The sequence below is a fragment of the Pseudoalteromonas sp. APC 3893 genome (assembly GCF_030408095.1).
Lineage (GTDB): Bacteria > Pseudomonadota > Gammaproteobacteria > Enterobacterales > Alteromonadaceae > Pseudoalteromonas.
Genome location: NZ_JASDCD010000033.1, coordinates 1 through 19,238, shown reverse-complemented (window position 1 = coordinate 19,238; position 19,238 = coordinate 1). Strand labels below are relative to the sequence as shown.

The following is a 19,238-nucleotide window of genomic DNA, read 5'->3' as shown; positions in this document are numbered from 1 at the left end:
AGCTTATAATAAGGCACCTTCATGCTCGACATCGTTTTATACCAACCTGAAATTCCGCCAAATACGGGTAATATTATCCGTTTGTGCGCAAATACCGGATACTCACTTCATCTTATAGAGCCCTTAGGCTTTGAGTGGGACGATAAACGAGTAAAAAGAGCTGGCCTTGATTATCACGAGTTTAGTAACGTACAGCGCCATGCTTCATTTGAAGCCTACCTTGAAAAATGCCAACCCAAAAAAGTATATGCATGCACCACTAAAGGCAGCCAATTTCATCATCAAGCCAGCTATGAAGCCGGCGATTGCCTAGTCTTTGGCCCTGAAACTCGCGGCTTACCAGATGAACTCATACAATCGTTACCCGGTGAACAGCGTGTGCGTATTCCAATGCAAGCCAACAGCCGTAGTATGAATTTATCTAATGCCGTTGCCGTATTTGTATATGAATCATGGCGTCAATTGGGCTTCCCTAACGCGCAATAAACTAACTTACGCTTAAAACTTAGCGTCTGTGCATGGCGCTAATGTATTATTTTAACTGCAACGGTACCACTTTAATTAATTTCATATTCTCTTATTCGCTATAACGCATTTCCTAAACTAATATCAGGGTTGTTCTTTTTCATTTACTGATGGTATTTAATGCGCTCACTCTTGTTGATCAGTTGCTTATGTTCTGTACTTTTTAGTGCCTCTTTAATGGCCAGCACAGGCGTATTTAAAAACAATACTATTTTTAGCGCTTCTGTAAATACCTCTCTACATCAAAAGGATTACGTGCTCAATTTATTTAACAGGTCAATTGCAAGTTCAACTCAAGCGGTAACCAAAAATCAACTAACCTCTCCTTCAACTACAAATAACTTCAACTCAGGTTTCATGCTCTCACCTCTAACTAAATATTTACTAATTGCTCTGGCTTTCCTCGTTATCATTTTATTAATTGTTTATAGATTAAAAAGCAATGCTAAACAGGATTTAGTGACTGCATTAATGACCCAATCAAAAGACGCTATTTGGATAGCAGACGAAAACTTTAAGATCACCGTAGTAAACCTGGCATTTACAACGATCAGTGGCTATAAACTCGAAGATGTCATTGCAAAAAAACCTAAAGTATTCACCCAGCAAGGGCGAGACAAAAAACTAGAAAACCTGATTTACGATGAACTTGAAACAGATGGCTATTGGTCTGGTGAGATTTGGAACCTACGTAAGGATGGTCAGCCTTATGCACTTGATTTATCAATTACCAAGGTAACCACATCTCACTTACGTAAAAACAAAACGCATTACATCGGTTTATTTTCAGATGTGACTGCACGTAAAAATAATGAACGAGCCATGCTCAAACTGACTACTAAGGATTCTATTACGGGTCTATCTAATAGAGCTATATTTATAGAGTCGGTAAATAAAGCGATAGAAAGCTGCAATAATAAATACCCAAGCTTAATGATTCTGTTTATTGATCTAGATAACTTTAACAAGATAAATGATTCACTGGGACACTGTATTGGTGATGAACTACTCAAAGAAGTTGGCAGACGGCTAACAACCAGTTTAGACTCTGGCTATACCATAGCCCGCCTAGGTGGCGATGAGTTTGCGGTGCTAATACCACCTTACCTTTACTCTGATAAAACAATATTTTATGCAAAAAAACAAGCTGACAAGATATTAAAGCAGTTTCAGCTTCCTTTTATGCTTAACGGTATTGAAAGTTATATTTCAGCATGTTGTGGTATTGCTGCTTACCCTGAAAATGGCTACACCAGCGAAGCAATTATGCGTAGCGCTAACAGTGCACTCAACCACGCAAAAAAAATGGGCCACAATAATTATCAATTTTTTGACGAAGCTAAACATACCATTGACCCAAATGAGTTAAGCAAAGAAAGTGCGCTTTTCCATGCTATTACTAACAACGACTTTGAATTATTTTATCAAGCTAAGTTTAATGCTGAAAAAAATCAGCTCCACGGTTTTGAGGCTTTAGTGCGTTGGCCACAAGCTGACGGTACTGTAATCAGCCCTGTCGAGTTTATCCCTTTGGCAGAACAAAACGGTGCAATTATTCCTCTCACTGCCTTATTGATGAAGCAACTATTTAAACAGTTAGAAGCTTGGCGCTCAGAGAGTATTGATTTTGGTAAAGTTGCGATAAATATATCAGCATTGCATTTTCAACAAACCAGTTTAGTTGAAACACTCACTGAGTGTTTAGCGACATTTGATGTACCCGCTCGTTGTATAGAACTTGAGATAACCGAAAGCGCGATGATGGACAACCCTGAATTTGCACAACAGCAAATGAATCGCATTAAAGCGTTAGGCTTTACTATTGCGCTTGATGATTTTGGCACTGGACATTCTTCTTTGGGCTACCTTAAACGCTTTTCGATTGATACCTTAAAAATAGACCGATCCTTTATTCAAGACATCACCGAAAGTGAACAAGATAGAAACATCACCGCAACGATTATCCGTTTAGCAAAATACTTGCATATTGATGTAGTTGCAGAAGGGGTAGAGACTAAATCACAAGCTTATATGTTACATGTCATGGGTTGCAGTATCATGCAAGGATATTACTATAGCCGCCCGCTTCGCGCTGAAAAAGTACCATCATTCATCACAAAACATAGCCTAATAAAAACCACGAACTCTATACATAACTAACAAAAAAGCGCAGTGCAAAACACTACGCTTTATTATAAATCATTAAAACGCGCTATTCTGATTTTTGCTCACGGCCTAACAATGCCATAGCAGCTTCTTTCACGTCTTTATTTTCATAAAGAACTTGATATATTTGCTCTGTAATAGGCATCTCAATACCCGCACGTTGAGCAAGCAAATACACTTCTTTGGTATTGCGATAGCCTTCAACAACCTGACCTATCGACTCAATAGCAGCCTCAACGCCTTCACCTTGACCAAGAGCTAAACCAAAGCGACGATTACGAGATTGGTTATCAGTACAGGTTAGTATTAAATCACCAAGGCCAGCCATACCCATAAAGGTTTCTGACTTAGCTCCCAATGCGCAACCTAAACGACATAACTCAGCTAACCCGCGGGTGATCAATGCTGTGCGCGCATTAGCACCAAAACCAAAGCCATCTGACATGCCAGCGCCAATAGCGATAACATTTTTAACCGCACCACCGAGTTGAATACCAATAAAGTCATCATTGTTATACACCCTAAATGAACGGCCGCAATGTAATAAATCAGCTAACTGTTTAGCAAATGTAGTCGATGTAGACGACACCGAAATAGCTGTTGGTAAACCAATGGCCATTTCTTTTGCAAAAGTAGGCCCTGATACCACAGCTAACGGCACATCATCACCCAACTCTTGCTGTGCAACTTCTTGTAATAAACGCCCAGTATTTGGTTCAAGCCCTTTTGTTGCCCAAGCAACTTGTGCACCTTCACGTAGTGATGGCTTAATTTGACGTAACGTATCGCCAAATGCGTGACTGGGTACGACTACCAATATAATTTGGCTATCATTAACTGCGGTATGTAAATCTGCTTCAAGAAGTAAAGTGTCAGGGAAAGTGACATCGGGTAAGTAACGTTGATTTTTCCGCTCAGCTGCAAGCGTGGCAACGTCATCGCTATTGCGTCCCCAAAGCGTCACTCGGTGACCATTTCGGGCTAAACAAATAGCAAGGGCGGTGCCATAAGACCCCGCCCCTAATACAGTAACAGCTGAATTTGCTGTACTCATAAATTATGCGTCTGCTGTTGCCTGATCAGTTTGCGCTGCACGTTGCTGCATGTATTGAGCAAACAATGCATCAAAGTTTACTGGCGCAAGGTTAAGTTGTGGGAATGTACCACGATTAACTAGGTTAGAAACTGCTTCACGTGCGTATGGGAATAACACATTAGGGCAAAAAGCACCTAGCATGTGTGCAAGTTGAACTTCTTCAACTTCAGCGATAGTAAAGATACCCGCTTGTTGAATTTCACATAAAAACGCAGTTTCTTCGCCAATCGACGCAGTCACAGTTAGCGCTAAAACAACTTCAAATACACCTTCGTCTAATTTATTAGAGCGGGTATCAAGATCAAGTTTAACTTCAGGTGTCCATTCTTTTTGGAAGATAGCCGGTGAATTTGGCGTTTCGAAAGATACATCTTTAGTGTAAATACGTTGAATAGTAAATTGTGCGCCAGCGTCTTGTGCTGCTACGTTTTGGTTTTCTTCGTTCATTGTAATTCCTAACTTTAATCGTTTTTATAATAAATTCGTTAACTGGCTTTTAAGCGTTTAGCTTAGCATCAAGTTTACCTTGTGCTTCAATTGCCATCATGTCGTCACAACCGCCGATATGCTCATCATTAATAAAGATTTGCGGTACTGTGCTCGCACCACCTGCTTTTGCAATCATTTCGTCACGCAGTTCAGGCTGTACACCAATATCAATATTTTTAAATTGCACACCTTTGCTTTCAAGCAGTGCCAAGGCACGTTGACAAAAAGGGCAATACGCTTTGGTGTATAGAACAACATTACTCATAAAAAATCCTCTATCGGCTGGCTTAATCTTGTTAGCGGCCGGTTGTCGTAGGTAGGCCAGCACTTTGCCAAGCGCCCATACCACCAGATAAAATATAAACTGACTCAAAACCCGCTTTATGCATTGCTGTTGCAATACCTGAAGCCGTCATGCCCGTTGTACATACTAGTATAATGGGTTTGCTCTTAGACTTTTCAAGGCTAGAGAAGTCAGATTGTTTCGCTTTTTCTGGGTTAAGGTGTTCAGCCCCTGCGATACGGCCATTGTTAAATTCTTTTTGTGCACGTATATCAACAACTAAGCCATCTTCACGATTGATTAATAGCGTTAATTGTTGCGGGTTTATTTGGCGAATTGCTGAAAATTTACTTTTAAACCAACCACCGACAATTAGCGCAACTAACGCCACCCAAGCCAAACTTAAAATCGGATGATTACCGATAAATTCAATATATTGATCCATGCGTCTTCCACTATGAAAATTGTCCCGCGCGTTGAGCGCTGGGGTTAAAACATCGGGGCTAGCCCCTAGCCACGCAAGTATACGTGCTTGATGAAAAATTACCAGAGAGTGAAATATATTAATATCGCGCTTTTTGAATGCTGATCCACAAGCAAAAACACGGTATGCTAACAATCCAACAGGTGGTAATTTTCAGGAGCTAAAATGACACAGCATAAAAAACCTCTCGTATTAATGATTTTGGATGGGTGGGGATACCGCGAAGACGAGCAAAGTAATGCCGTCTTAGCAGCTAACACGCCCGTATTAGATGAGCTTTGGGCAACACGCCCTCACACATTAATTTCAGGCTCTGGTTTAGATGTTGGTCTTCCTGATGGTCAAATGGGTAACTCAGAAGTAGGCCATGTTAACTTAGGTGCAGGGCGTATTGTCTATCAAGACTTCACTCGCATTACTAAATCAATTGATGATGGCGAATTTGAGCACAACCCAACCCTGGTTGAAAATATAGATAAAGCCGTTAACGCAGATAAAGCCGTTCACCTAATGGGGCTATTAAGCCCAGGCGGTGTACACAGCCACGAAGATCACATTGTTGCCGCGATTGAAATGGCCGCTAAACGTGGTGCAAAAGAGGTGTACTTTCATGCCTTTTTAGATGGCCGTGATACACCACCACGCAGTGCCCAGGCATCAATTGAACGTATTGAAGCATTATTTAATGAGCTTAACTGCGGCCGCTTAGCCTCAATTGTTGGTCGCTATTATGCAATGGACCGTGACAACCGCTGGAACCGTGTAGAACAAGCATATGACTTAATGGTCAGCGGCATCGCGCAAAATACCTATACTAATGGTGTTGACGCATTAACAGCAGCCTATGAACGCGACGAAAACGATGAATTCGTAGCCGCCACAGCAATTGCCGCTGATGGCCAACCTGCTGCTCAAATCAATGACGGCGATACCGTGATCTTTTTAAACTTTAGAGCTGACCGTGCCCGCGAGATGACTCGCGCATTTGTTGATGCTGACTTTGACGGCTTTGCCAAAAAGAAAGCCCCTCAATTAAGTGGCTTTGTCATGTTAACTGAATACGCCGCTGATATAGATGCCCCTGCAGCCTTTGCTCCTGAGCCATTAGTTAATGTACTTGGCGAATGGTTTGAAAAACACAATAAAACGCAGCTGCGCATTTCTGAAACAGAAAAATACGCACACGTGACTTTCTTCTTCAGTGGTGGCCGTGAAGATGAATTTGAAGGCGAAACCCGCGAGCTAATCCCATCGCCTCAAGTTGCAACCTACGATTTACAGCCTGAGATGAACTCTGAAATGCTCACCGACAAACTTGTGGCAGCAATTAAGAGTGGACAATACGACGCCATTATTTGTAACTATCCAAATGGTGATATGGTTGGTCACTCTGGTGTATTTGAAGCTGCGGTAAAAGCATGTGAAGCCGTTGATCATTGTATTGGTCGCGTTGTGGCTGCTTTAGAAGAGTTTGGCGGAGAAGCACTGATCACTGCCGATCATGGTAATGCAGAGCAAATGGCTAACCCTTCTACCGGACAAGCACATACAGCGCATACCAGCGAGCCTGTACCCTTTATTTACGTTGGCCGCGATGCGACTCCAACCGATGGCAAAGCGCTTAGTGATGTAGCACCCACCATGTTACACCTGATGGGCATGGAACAGCCTAGCGAAATGACTGGCACACCTATCATGACATTGAAATAAATCATGATAAAAAGTATTAACCAGTTAATTGGTAGTCTGTTAATGCTTACTTCATTCGTTATTGCTCCGGCAATAGCGAATGAAGACCGTACTAAAAAAGACCTATCACAGATACAAAGCGCATTAAAGCAAAGTGAAGCTGAGCTCGCAGCCCAACGTAAAGATATCGCCAAGCTGCAAAAAACCTTACAGCAGCATGAGCTAAGTATTGCTAAAAATGCAAAAGCGCTCAATATCGCCAAGCAATCAATTAAAGACACTGAAAAACAACAAGCACAACAGCAGCAACAAGCAAACACATTACTGCAACAGCAAAAACAGCGACAACAAGCACTGGCGGCACAATTAAAAAGTGCCTATATGTCAGGTGGGCACGACTACTCGAAAATGCTACTTAACCAACAAGACACCGCCCAAGTTGAGCGCACATTAAGTTATTACAATTACTTAAATAAAGCCCGCATAGAACAAATTGAAGAACTAAAAACCCTGCTAGTAGAAATAGAAGCCGTACAGCTCGAACTTGAAAAAACCAAACAACATTTACTGGCTTTACATCAAGAACAAACAACCCGACACCAAGCATTAGTTGATGCACAAAAGCAGCGTAAAACCAATATTAAGCAACTAAAAGCAAAATTAAGCTCAACCGAAAACTCTATTAATTATTTAAAAGAAAACGAAAAAACACTGGTAACCACATTACAAGAGCTTGAAAAAGAAAAAACTCAAAAAGTAGAGTTACTGGGCCTTAATACCAGTAAAGGAAAATTAAACTGGCCAACAAAAGGTAAACTTGCCCACAAATTTGGCCAGCGTAAACACGGCGGAATCGATTGGAAAGGCGTGTTAATTAGCGCCAATGAAGGCAGCCAAGTTAGTAGCGTCCATAACGGTCAAGTTGTTTACGCTGACTGGCTAAAAGGGTATGGCTGGGTCATTGTTGTTGATCACGGTGAAGGGTTTATGAGCCTTTATGGGCATACACAAACCTTGCTTAAAGATGTTGGCGACATGGTTCGTCAAGGCGATATTATTGCATTAGTAGGTCAAAGCGGCGGACAAGCAAATTCTGGTCTATACTTTGAAATACGCCATAAAGGACGCGCAGTAAATCCTGTTAAATGGTGCAGACGACTTTAATTGAATAAACGTAGCTGCACCCCATGGGGAGCAGCTGATGCCAACAACAAAAATGACCTCTTTTAACCTGCAGCATAACGTTATTAGCTGCAAACTGATTACTTACCTACTTTTGGTTAGTATTTTAATATGCCTGAGCTTTAGCAGCTTAGCCGTCACCTCGATTAGCGATCTTAAAAGCCAGCAAAAGCACGAAATTCTTTATAATATACATGCCTATTACGTTGAAGATTTGCCACTGCAAAGCAGCTTTGATGATCAACAACAATTCGAAACCTTACTAAAAAACCTCGACCCTTATTCAAAGTTTTTAGATGAAAGCGAACTCAATGCTCTTTTTAATAGCACCAATGGTCGTTACACCGGCTTAGGCATTGAAGTGCAAGAGCTAGATGAACATATCATTATTATCAATGCACTAAAAAACTCACCGGCATACCATGCTGGCATTCAAAAAAATGATATTTTATTGGCCATAAACAACCGCCCGGTTACCAATAAAAAAATCAGCCAAGTGGCAAATATGATCCAACAAAGTGAATCAACCACAATTCATTTGAGTATTCAAAGAGACAACTCAAAAGCGCCACTGGACTTTGCAGTAACCCGCAAAGAGATAAACCTCGAAAGTGTAACCAGTTCACTTTATGATTTTGGTATTGGCTATATGGCTATTGATAGCTTCACCAACCATACGTTACATGACGTTTCACGCCAATTAGCACAGTTAAAAAGTAATAATGGCGGAGTATTAACGGGGCTCGTTTTAGATTTACGCGACAACCCCGGCGGCACATTACAAAGCGCAGTTGCGGTGTCTGACTTATTTTTACAAAGCGGCACTATAGTCACTACTAAAGGTCGCTTTTATGATGCTAATCAGCATTTTGAAGCAAGCAAAGGAGACATACTAAACGGCTCTCCTATCGTTGTTTTGATTAATGAAAACTCAGCTTCTGCCGCCGAGATATTAGCCGCGGCCTTAAAAGATAATAACCGAGCAACATTAGTGGGTAACAAGTCGTTTGGTAAAGGTTCTGTGCAATCGCTCATTCCATTAGGTAATGGCGATACCGCATTAAAGCTCACCACTGCAAAGTATTTTTCGCCTTCAGGAAAATCCATAGATGGCGTAGGAGTTGCTCCTGATGTGGCGATTAATCAATCAGCTCTTTCACAAATAGATAAAGTCGCTATAATAAAAAATGAACAAGGAAAAGGTGATCAACCATGGCTTGGCAGCAGCCCAACTGATCAACAGTTACTTAAAGCAAAACAATTACTGTCTATGAAGTGACCTTTGCTAGGGTCAGTTGACCTTTGCTAATAACAGATAATAAAAATTATAAATGTGAAAAAACTAATTTGGCTATTAATAGCTATTTGCTCCTTGCCCGCATTGGTACAAGCAAAGCAAATAGCGATTGTGATTGATGATATTGGTAATCATCAGCGCGATTTAGAAACGTTAAACCTTCCTGGTAAAATTTCGTTTTCGATTTTGCCCCATACCCCCTTTTCGCAAATTTTTGCCAAACTTGCCAGTCGTTCCAACAAAGAGTTACTACTTCATGTGCCAATGCAAGCCCTAGATAACAGCAAAGCCCTAGGGCCTGGTGCACTGACAAGTGATATGGATAAAGAGCAACTACAACATACTCTTTATAGTGCACTGGCGAGCCTCCCCGAAGTTAAAGGGGTCAATAACCATATGGGCTCAGCGTTAACACAAAAAAGCCAACCCATGAAATGGACCATGGAAGTACTCAAGCAACGTGGCCTATATTTTTTAGACAGCCGCACCACCAATTTGAGCCAAGCGCAAAACGTAGCAAATTTATATGGGGTAGAAAATGTAGGTCGCCATGTATTTTTAGACAACATCATCAACGAACAACAACTGCAATTTAGATTTGATGAACTAAAACACAAAGCCCAGCGCTATAATTTCGCCATTGCCATCGCACACCCCTACCCTGAAACCATCGAGTTTTTATCGCGTAAACTCCCCGAGCTGGAACAACAAGGCTTTGAACTCGTGCCGCTATCGCAGCTAGTAGAACGAAAATACATACAACTCGCACAGGCCGAGTCTAAAGGGCTGAGTGCGAGGTAAGCTTTAAAGTTACAAGGGGAAAGGAACTAGGTTCTAAATGTCTTGTCTTTTGTGGGAACAGGCCTTAACCGTGATTGTGTTTTAGGCTTAGAATATGCGTAAAAGCCAACCGACGCTAAAGCGCTCTCCTACGATGGTAAAAGGTGCTAGGTACTAGGTGCTAGGTTCTAGGGGGAGTGACTGGGTACTAGGTGTATTCATAGCCAGAAGCCCATTGCACGAAACCCGTGGCTTTTCTTTGTAGGAACAGGCTTTAGCCGTGATGGGGCTTGAGTTATGTGTTAAAGCCAATCGGCGCTAAAGCGCTCTCCTACGATAATAAGCCCGCGCAGCTAGTAGCCCGAATCCCGCAGCTCGTAACCAAATCCCATAACCCCCGCCCTGAGCATTTATTTGTTCTCATTCACTTTCAGTTTCAAACATAGTAAAATTTTACCAATTTCCTAATTATAATGAGCTTTTATAATGTCAATTCCGCACAGCCTTTTAAGCCAGCTAGTTAAACTTGCCCTTGATGAAGACCTAGATCACCAAAACGCAGAGCAAGGCGATATAACCGCAGCCTTAATTCCGCAAACACAACAAGCCAATGCAAAAGTAATTACCCGTGAAGACTGTGTATTTTGTGGCAAAGACATTATTTTAGAAGTATTCAACCAAGTAGATCCTAGCGTTTTAGTTAATGTGCTAGTAAATGATGGTGATAGCGTTAAAGCAAACGATACATTATTTACTGCAACAGGTTCTGCACGGGCTATTTTAACAGCAGAGCGAACAGCACTTAACTTTGTGCAAACTCTATCAGGCACAGCTACAACAACAGCACACTATGTAAAAGAGCTTGCAGGTACAACAACACAATTACTCGATACTCGTAAAACAATTCCTGGTTTACGTGCATTACAAAAATACGCAGTTAAATGTGGTGGCGGGGCAAATCATCGTATTGGGTTGTTCGATGCGTTTTTAATTAAAGAAAACCACATAGCAGCCTGTGGTGGTATTGATAAAGCGGTTGCGCAAGCCAAGCTTAACCACCCAAGTAAACCGGTTGAAGTAGAAGTTGAATCACTTAATGAGCTAGATCAAGCCATAGTTGCCGGCGCAGATATTATAATGCTAGACAACTTTACTCCAGAGCAGATAAAACAAGCTGTCGAATTAACTGATAAGCGGGCAAAGCTAGAGGTTTCGGGCAATATGACCATAGAAACACTTAAAACCTATTCACAAGCTGGGGTAGACTTTATTTCAAGCGGGGCGCTTACAAAAAATTTACAATCAATCGACTTATCAATGCGATTTGAGTAATTATTCTTAAAGTTAAAAATTTAATATTTACCTAATCCGTTGACATTTTGTACAAAAAAGCATTAAATAAGCCAAAAGGCTTATTTTGTTACAAAGTGTTAATTTTAGAGCCCCATTTAATAAAAAATGATGTTAAGATAAGCCTAGATAACTAAAAAAGCCTAAAAGCACTAATCCTAAATAACTATTTTTTGTTTTTTACATTTGTTTGCTTTTAATTAGGTAAAAAATAGCGATAACTTAAATTGTGCTTTTTTATGCTAGGAAAGTTCATAAAATGGCGCTAAATGCTGTTAAATTAGCTTTCAAAACGTAATTTTAGTGCTAAAGTAATTCTAATAGCCTACTTTTTCCTTCACAAAGGTTAGGTACACTTAGATTAGATAGAACGATTTTAAAAAAACCGTAAGATAAGCAAGTTATATTAGTTAAGGCACAAACCATCACTAATAAACTGATTAGCTTACATACACACTATCCTTTAGGAGAGGAACATGGAAAAAATGACACAACAAAGTCAAAAGGGTTTTACCCTAATTGAATTAATGATTGTAGTTGCAATCATCGGTATTCTTGCAGCGGTAGCACTGCCTGCTTATCAAGATTATACGACTCGCGCAAAAATGAGTGAAGTAGTTACTTTTGCGGGTTCAGCTAAAACTGCAGTTAGTGAGTGTATTATTACTACTGGTGATATTACTGCCTGTAGTAGCAATGCAAAAGTAGGTTTAGATACTACAGGCATTTCATCTACTTATGTTGCCTCAGTTGAAGTAAGTGGTTCTGGCGTAATAACTACCACTGTTAAAGGAACTAATGTTGGCGCTTTAGATGGCTCTACTTTAGTTTTTACTCCAAATGCGGCAAACGGTGGAGTTACATGGAACTGCGAAATTGACGATAGTGCATTAAATAAATACGTACCGCAAAACTGTCGCAAAAGCTAATTGACAATTAGTAAAAATAGCTCTTTCTATGAAAGAGCTTACATTATGGATACTAGAAAAGATTTACTTCACTCTTACATCCCTTCCTTATTCTTATTTTTTTGTTTAATCCCATTTATTGATGAGTATTTTTTGGGTTTATTTAATGAAAAAAGAGTTTTCCAATCTATACTCCTTGTTTTATGTACCTTACTCTATTTTCACTCAATCAAGTTAAAAAACAAACCTAACCTGATACTAAATTTGATGCTATTTCTTGGTCTAATCAGCACACTATTAAGTAACAACCTATTATATTCAAGCTTGAGCTATCTTCACACAATAATGCTAATAAGCCTTGTTATATTAGGTTATAAAATAAAAAATTATAATTCTATTTTATTTTATTCATTGTTCTTTACTAACATATTTTTAGTGTCTTATTCATTACTTAATTATTCTTTTTTCATTCTATCAAGTGAAGCCCCATTTCCTGATGGCGTTTTATATGGCTTTTATAACATTCGATTTTTTAATCAATTTCAAGTTCTAAGCATACCCTTTATTATCTATTTTATTTCTCACCCTAAGTTACAATGTATTGCCAAAGCCACTCTGACCTTAAATTTATTTTTGCTAATTTTCAGTAGTGCTCGAGGGGCTTCAATAGCAATATTGATAACAACACTAATTTACTGCTATTTCATAAATAGAAGTATGATAAAAGAGATATTCTTTTGTCTATTAGCTGCTGTTTTATTATTTTCACTTCATTATTTTTATCTTAGCTTTTACCACTCAACTGAATACACAATAAGAACTGGCAGTTCAAAAAGGTACGAATTATGGCTAGAAGTCATCAACAACATAAGCTTTAAAACACTATTTATCGGTAATGGCCCTGGAGGGTATAAGTCTACAACTTTCGATTTTGGCCATCCCCATAATAGCATTCTTCAAATTTTGAATAACTGGGGCGTAATTGTTTTATCAATTTTGGTTTGGTTTACATATAAGTTAATAAATCACTCTCTAGTATTCATCAGAGAACACAAAGATAACAATGAGTTTCTAACCTGTTTCACATCGTTCGTAAGCTTACTAATTTACTCATTAGTCAGTGGTGTTATTGTCATGCCAATACCACAAACTTTTTTATGTATTTTAGTTGGGATTTTACTTAAGTATTTAGGTTATAATTTATTTGAAAGGGAAAAAAATACACATAAAAAAATAGTATGGTCTATAGCATCCATAATATGTTTCTTTTACGCGACTTTGGTCATATTTAGTTATAACTGTTTAGACCCTAAACCATATGGCCCTAACTTTTGGTCTAACGGGCAACTATCATTTGAACATTGTAAGCTTACTTACTTCGAGGATCAGTAATGGCAAAACAAGCGGATAAAAAAGGACTTGATACCTTTGAGTGGATCGGCGTAAGTGCCCGAGGTAAACGTCTTGAAGGCGAAATGACTGGTGCTAGTATTGCGTTAGTAAAGGCCCAGCTCCGAAAGCAAGGTATTACTCCCTCTAAAGTAAAGCGTAAAGCCAAGCCGTTATTTGGCACGCGAATGCAAAAAATTACGCCAAAAGACATAGCCCTGGTTACCAGACAGATTGCTACCATGCTAATGGCAGGTGTGCCACTCATCCAAGCGATTGAAATGATAGGTACCGGCTCCACTAATAAAAGCGTAGCTAAGCTTATGGAAACCATTGGCGATGAAGTAAAAGCCGGTGGTACGTTATCAAACGCTCTTCGTAAGCACCCGCGTTACTTTGATGATTTATATTGTGATTTAGTTGCCTCTGGCGAGCAATCGGGCGCACTGGACAAAATATTTGACCGCGTTGCCCTTTATAAAGAAAAGTCAGAAGCGTTAAAATCAAAAATTAAAAAGGCCATGTTCTACCCTATCGCAGTTTTGGTAGTCGCCTTAATCGTTACCTCTATCTTACTGATTTTTGTAGTACCGCAATTCCAAGATATTTTCGCTGGTTTTGGTGCAGAATTGCCCGCATTTACCTTAATGGTTATTGGTATATCTGAATTTATGCAAGAATATTGGTGGATAATGCTGATTGCTATTGTCGGCTTTGGTTATGCCTATAAAGAGGCTCTGCTTAAAAGTAAAAAACTACGGGATGCAAACGATAGAGCAATATTAAAACTACCGGTAATTGGCATGATTTTAAACAAAGCCGCGGTTGCACGTTATGCCCGAACTTTATCGACCACGTTTGCTGCCGGCGTACCCCTAGTTGATGCGCTTGATTCTGCGGCTGGTGCCTCAGGTAATGCAGTTTATCGCTATGCGATATTAGATATCAAAGCAGAGGTTAGCTCTGGTAACCAAATGAACTGGGCAATGCGTAATTCAAAAATATTCCCTGATATGGTAGTACAAATGGTCGCTATAGGTGAAGAGTCTGGCTCACTTGATGGAATGCTTGCAAAAGTAGCCACTATTTATGAGCAAGAAGTGGATGATGCAGTAGACGGTTTATCAAGCCTGTTAGAACCTCTGATTATGGCGGTGCTTGGTGTACTCGTTGGTGGTTTGATCATCGCCATGTACTTACCAATATTCCAGCTTGGCTCAGTCATATAATCACTGTAATATATTTATTCACAAAGAGGTTATGAGGCGCTGCGCTTAAGAGGGAGAGGCTTTAGGGAAGTGACTAGGTGCTAGGTGTCTTGGCTTTGTGGGAACAGGCTTTAGCCGTGATTGTTTAGGTTTGGATATGTGTTAAACCAATCGGCGCTAAAGCGCTCTCCTACAAGGTGTGGAGTGCGATTTGTCTTGTGGGAACAGGCTTTAGCCGTGATTGTTTGGGTTTGGATATATGTAAAAGCTCATCGGCGCTAAAGCGTTCTCTTACAAGATGTGGAGTGTGATTTGTCTTGTAGGAACAGGCTTTAGCCGTGATGGTTTGAGTTTGAGGTATGTGTTAAACCTCATCGGCGCTAAAGCGCTCCCCTACAAGATGTGGAGTGTGATTTGTCTTGTGGGAACAGGCTTTAGCCGTGATTGTTTAGGTTTGGAGTATATGCTAAGAGGCCAATCGGCGCTAAAGCGCTCTCCTACCAGGTGTGGAGTGTGGTTTGTCTTGTGGGAACAGGCTTTAGCCGTGATTGTTTGAGTTTGAGGTATGTGTTAAACCTCATCGGCGCTAAAGCGCTCTCCCACAAGTGCTAGGTGTTTTGGCTTTTCCTCATTTGCTCTCACTCACTTCTCTTTGTGAAAATGGTTTTTAACTTAATTTTTTAGGTATGTAATGCACGATTTTTTTCTTGATATAATTACAGTAATGCAAAACCAACTATGGTTTTACTTATTAACCATAGGCCTTGTTAGCTTATGTGTAGGTAGTTTTTTAAATGTGGTGATTTATCGCATACCTGAAATGATGAAACGTGAATGGCATAGTGAGTGTCGAATTTTACTTGCTGATGAGCTAAAACCAACTGAGCAAGCAAAATCAAAAGCTGAGGTTTTTAACCTTATTAAGCCCAACTCCACGTGCCCTAAGTGTAAAACAGCCATTAAGCCTTGGCAGAATATCCCTGTTATTAGTTGGCTCTTATTAAAAGGCCGCTGCGCAAGTTGTAACACTCCGATATCAATTCGTTACCCCATTGTTGAAATGCTCACAGCTATATTGAGTCTAATTGTCGCCGCCACTTTTGGCGCAACAGATATCGCCTTGCTTTACGTCTTTGTAACCTGGGCGTTAATTGCCCTGACTTTTATCGATATTGATCACATGTTACTACCAGATCAACTCACCCTACCTCTAGTTTGGCTTGCTTTAATAGCCTCTGTATTTGGGGTGACGGAGCTCACAGCTACTGATGCAATAATTGGTGCCGCATGTGGCTATTTAAGCTTATGGAGCGTATTTTGGTTGTTTAAGCTGGTAACCGGTAAAGAAGGTATGGGTTATGGCGATTTTAAATTACTCGCGGTATTTGGTGCCCTACTTGGTTGGCAGGCGCTGTTAACTATTGTTTTGCTTTCAAGCGTAGTAGGTGCAGTGATTGGTATCGCGCTATTGAGCATTCAAGGTAAAGATAAAGCCACACCGATACCTTTTGGCCCCTACTTAGCCATCGCCGGATGGGTTACCTTACTTTGGGGTGAGAAAATTCAAAGCCTATATTTTAATTCTTTAGGTTACTAATATGACCCAAAAAAACAAAATTAATAACTGGGTGTTAGGGTTAACAGGCGGTATTGGTTCAGGCAAAAGCGCCGTAAGTGAAATGTTTGAAAAGCTCAATATAGCGGTTGTTGATGCCGATATAGTTGCTCGCCAAGTCGTAGCGCCACAAAGCGAAGGTTTAAATGCTATAACCGCTCACTTTGGTACTGATGTTTTAAACCCCGATGGCTCTTTAAATCGCAGTCATCTACGCGAAATTATTTTTGCACATAACGAACAAAAAACTTGGCTGAATAATTTACTCCACCCTATGATTCGAGAAAAACTACTCACCGATTTAGCTAATGCCACCAGCGAATACGTTATATTAGTTGCCCCATTATTGTTTGAAAACAAGCTAGATCAATACTGTCAACGTACACTTGTAGTAGATGTACCAGAAGAAGTGCAGCTTGCCCGCACTACAAAGCGCGACGGTGTAACAGAGCAGCAAACTAAAAGTATTATTGCAGCACAAATGTCGCGCCAAGATAAGCTAAAAAAAGCAGATGATATTATTGATAACAATCGCTGCTTGGACCTAGTAGAAAGTCAGTTGCAACAATTGCACTATCGTTATTTAGCCTTAGCTAAACAAGCTAAAGTAAACGCTAAATGATGAGAAAATTGAAAACTTTTCATCTTTTTGTTTGCAAATTAAGCTAAATCAACAAGACTGATGTTATACCCTTCTTTTTTCTGATAAATTGCTAACATGAAAGGATCTTACCGGGTGCGCAATGAACATTAATTCACCATTATTACGAAAATTTATCACACTTGGTCGTGTTGACGCCGAAACAGTTAAATTAAAACAACGTGAATTTAGCTCTACCGCTGAGCTTATCGCTAAGTGCAGTGGAATTAACGGTCACGAGCTAGCTGAGCAATGTATTGATTTATTTCGTGTGCCTTATTTTGACTTACGTGATTTTAATGTTGAGTTAATCCCTAAAGAACTAGTTAAAGAAAAACTCATCAGGCAACACCATATTCTACCTTTAGTTAAAAAAGGCCGAAAACTTTATATCGCCGCCTCAGATCCTACAGACTATGGTGCCTTTGAAAACTTTGAGTTTAGTACAGGGCTTTCGTGCGAAGTCGTTGTTGCTGACTATCAGCAACTAGATAATAAAATTGAGCAATTACTCGATGCGTCTGGCAGTTTGAACTTAAGTGATGACGAGTTTAAAGAGTTTGCCGATTTAGATACTGACAGCTCTAAAGATCAACAAAATACAGGCGAAGACGAAAAAGACGACGCACCGATCATTGTCTACATTAATAAAATTTTAATGGACGCCATAAAAAAAGGCGCATCAGATTTACACTTTGAACCGTATGAACATAAATACCGTGTACGTTTTCGTATTGATGGTATTTTGCACGAAATGGCAAGCCCACCTAATAGCTTAGCTACGCGGTTGTCAGCACGTATTAAAGTAATGGCGCGCTTAGATATCGCTGAAAAACGTAAACCACAAGATGGCCGCATAAAACTAAAAATTACCGAGCGTAAAAGCATCGATTTTCGTGTAAGCACCCTGCCGACTTTATGGGGCGAGAAAATCGTAATGCGTATCCTAGATTCATCAAGTGCCATGCTCGGCATTGATGTACTAGGTTACGAACCCGAGCAGAAAAAGCTTTATATGGATGCCCTAGAGCAACCACAGGGGATGATTTTAGTTACCGGCCCTACCGGCTCTGGTAAAACAGTATCACTTTATACGGGCTTAAATATTCTTAATCAGCCTGAACGTAATATTAGTACCGCCGAGGATCCGGTTGAGATCAACCTTGAAGGGATTAACCAAGTACAAATAAACCCAAAAGCAGACATGACCTTCGCCAATGCACTTAAGGCATTCTTACGTCAAGATCCCGACGTAGTCATGGTCGGTGAGATCCGTGATCTTGAAACCGCTGAAATTTCAATAAAAGCGGCGCAAACAGGTCACTTGGTTATGTCTACATTACATACCAACTCAGCACCAGAAACCCTAACCCGCTTATTAAATATGGGTGTACCTGCGTATAACGTAGCAAGCTCAATAACGTTAATTATCGCACAGCGCCTAGCGCGTCGTTTATGCCCTAAATGTAAAACACCCGAGACGCTGCCAGCTGAAGAACTAAAGCGCCAAGGATTTAGCGAGCAGCAAATAAATGAGTTAACTTTATTTGCACCTAAAGGGTGTGATAGCTGCACCGAAGGCTATAAAGGGCGTGTTGGTATATACGAAGTCATGCAAATCACGCCTGAAATTGCACAAATCATTATGCGTGGCGGTAACTCCCTAGAAATTGCAGAAGTGTCGTTAAAATCAGGGTTTAATAATTTACGTTTATCCGGCCTCAAAAAAGCAGCTGATGGAGTAACATCGCTTGCTGAAATAAACCGAGTGACAAGCTTTTAAGGGATAGGTTAAAGGTGCTAGGTTAAAGGTGCTAGGTTCTAGGAAAGTGAATAGGAGCTAGGTATTTTAGCTCTTGTAGGAACAGGCTTTAGCCGTGATTGTTTGGGGTATTTTTTAAGCTCATCGGCGCTAAAGCGCTCTCCTACGATAGTAAAGGTACTAGGCGAAAGATGTTTCATAGCCCGCAACTCACTTACCTTTAAGCATGTAAATCTATTAAAGTGATATATTCACAAAGAGGTTATGAGGCGCTGCGCTTATGAGGTGAAAGGTTCTAGAGAAGTGACTAGGTACTTGGTGTATAGATAATTCATTCCCTGTAACCCGTGGCTTTTCTCATTTACGCTCATTCAC

The 19,238-nt window shown here is 40.3% G+C and carries 17 protein-coding genes; 13 read left to right on the top strand and 4 right to left on the bottom strand.

Annotated elements, in window-relative coordinates; all coding sequences use genetic code 11:
• Nucleotides 1–21: 21 nt before the first annotated feature.
• Both trmL and QMA12_RS20620 read left to right on the top strand, forming a co-directional pair.
• Nucleotides 22–486 (top strand): tRNA (uridine(34)/cytosine(34)/5-carboxymethylaminomethyluridine(34)-2'-O)-methyltransferase TrmL, encoded by a 465-nt coding sequence (gene trmL, locus QMA12_RS20625; RefSeq protein WP_087534383.1) that lies wholly within the window; start codon nucleotides 22–24, stop codon nucleotides 484–486.
• A gap of 396 nt (nucleotides 487–882) precedes the next feature.
• Nucleotides 883–2,685 carry an EAL domain-containing protein gene (locus QMA12_RS20620; protein ID WP_290211310.1) on the top strand — a complete coding sequence of 601 codons (1,803 nt, stop codon included), beginning with the start codon at nucleotides 883–885 and terminating at the stop codon, nucleotides 2,683–2,685.
• Nucleotides 2,686–2,737: 52 nt separating this feature from the next.
• Here the strand turns inward: QMA12_RS20620 and gpsA are convergent, their stop codons facing one another.
• From gpsA to QMA12_RS20600, 4 genes are read right to left on the bottom strand one after another with little or no spacing between them, the layout of a single operon-like run.
• Entirely contained in the window at nucleotides 2,738–3,745 is a 1,008-nt protein-coding gene (gene gpsA / locus QMA12_RS20615; protein ID WP_290211309.1) for an NAD(P)H-dependent glycerol-3-phosphate dehydrogenase, read from the bottom strand.
• Between the two features lie 3 nt (nucleotides 3,746–3,748).
• Nucleotides 3,749–4,234, bottom strand: coding sequence for a protein-export chaperone SecB (gene secB, locus QMA12_RS20610; protein WP_087534386.1), 486 nt, complete (start codon nucleotides 4,232–4,234; stop codon nucleotides 3,749–3,751).
• 49 nt (nucleotides 4,235–4,283) lie between these two features.
• Nucleotides 4,284–4,541, bottom strand: coding sequence for a glutaredoxin 3 (gene grxC, locus QMA12_RS20605; protein WP_087534387.1), 258 nt, complete (start codon nucleotides 4,539–4,541; stop codon nucleotides 4,284–4,286).
• Nucleotides 4,542–4,572: 31 nt separating this feature from the next.
• Nucleotides 4,573–5,004, bottom strand: coding sequence for a rhodanese-like domain-containing protein (locus QMA12_RS20600; RefSeq protein ID WP_087534388.1), 432 nt, complete (start codon nucleotides 5,002–5,004; stop codon nucleotides 4,573–4,575).
• A 204-nt stretch (nucleotides 5,005–5,208) separates the two neighbouring features.
• On the opposite strand from QMA12_RS20600, the gene gpmM reads away from it, so the two are divergent.
• The 11 genes from gpmM to pilB all read left to right on the top strand — a co-directional run bounded on the left by gpmM (nucleotide 5,209) and on the right by pilB (nucleotide 18,884).
• Complete coding sequence (gpmM, locus tag QMA12_RS20595; RefSeq protein ID WP_290211308.1) at nucleotides 5,209–6,753, top strand: 2,3-bisphosphoglycerate-independent phosphoglycerate mutase; 1,545 nt, start codon at nucleotides 5,209–5,211, stop codon at nucleotides 6,751–6,753.
• 3 nt (nucleotides 6,754–6,756) lie between these two features.
• On the top strand, nucleotides 6,757–7,896 hold the full coding sequence (locus QMA12_RS20590; RefSeq protein WP_087534390.1) for a peptidoglycan DD-metalloendopeptidase family protein: 1,140 nt from the start codon (nucleotides 6,757–6,759) through the stop codon (nucleotides 7,894–7,896).
• Nucleotides 7,897–7,948: 52 nt separating this feature from the next.
• Nucleotides 7,949–9,193: a S41 family peptidase gene (locus QMA12_RS20585; RefSeq protein WP_087534400.1), complete on the top strand. Its 1,245-nt coding sequence runs from the start codon at nucleotides 7,949–7,951 to the stop codon at nucleotides 9,191–9,193.
• Between the two features lie 54 nt (nucleotides 9,194–9,247).
• A complete protein-coding gene (locus QMA12_RS20580) occupies nucleotides 9,248–10,012 on the top strand; it encodes a divergent polysaccharide deacetylase family protein (RefSeq protein WP_290211307.1) in 765 nt (254 codons plus the stop codon).
• A gap of 465 nt (nucleotides 10,013–10,477) precedes the next feature.
• Nucleotides 10,478–11,323: a carboxylating nicotinate-nucleotide diphosphorylase gene (nadC, locus tag QMA12_RS20575; RefSeq protein WP_290211306.1), complete on the top strand. Its 846-nt coding sequence runs from the start codon at nucleotides 10,478–10,480 to the stop codon at nucleotides 11,321–11,323.
• Between the two features lie 494 nt (nucleotides 11,324–11,817).
• Nucleotides 11,818–12,270 carry a pilin gene (locus tag QMA12_RS20570; RefSeq protein ID WP_290211305.1) on the top strand — a complete coding sequence of 151 codons (453 nt, stop codon included), beginning with the start codon at nucleotides 11,818–11,820 and terminating at the stop codon, nucleotides 12,268–12,270.
• 45 nt (nucleotides 12,271–12,315) lie between these two features.
• A complete protein-coding gene (locus tag QMA12_RS20565) occupies nucleotides 12,316–13,641 on the top strand; it encodes an O-antigen ligase family protein (RefSeq protein ID WP_356948036.1) in 1,326 nt (441 codons plus the stop codon).
• Nucleotides 13,641–14,867, top strand: a complete 1,227-nt coding sequence (locus tag QMA12_RS20560; protein WP_290211304.1) for a type II secretion system F family protein — start codon at nucleotides 13,641–13,643, stop codon at nucleotides 14,865–14,867. The genes QMA12_RS20565 and QMA12_RS20560 overlap by 1 nt, the downstream gene beginning before the upstream one ends.
• A gap of 670 nt (nucleotides 14,868–15,537) precedes the next feature.
• On the top strand, nucleotides 15,538–16,443 hold the full coding sequence (locus QMA12_RS20555; protein ID WP_290211303.1) for an A24 family peptidase: 906 nt from the start codon (nucleotides 15,538–15,540) through the stop codon (nucleotides 16,441–16,443).
• Nucleotide 16,444: 1 nt separating this feature from the next.
• On the top strand, nucleotides 16,445–17,083 hold the full coding sequence (gene coaE / locus QMA12_RS20550; RefSeq protein WP_290211302.1) for a dephospho-CoA kinase: 639 nt from the start codon (nucleotides 16,445–16,447) through the stop codon (nucleotides 17,081–17,083).
• Between the two features lie 121 nt (nucleotides 17,084–17,204).
• Nucleotides 17,205–18,884 carry a type IV-A pilus assembly ATPase PilB gene (gene pilB, locus QMA12_RS20545; RefSeq protein ID WP_290211301.1) on the top strand — a complete coding sequence of 560 codons (1,680 nt, stop codon included), beginning with the start codon at nucleotides 17,205–17,207 and terminating at the stop codon, nucleotides 18,882–18,884.
• Nucleotides 18,885–19,238 lie beyond the last annotated feature (354 nt).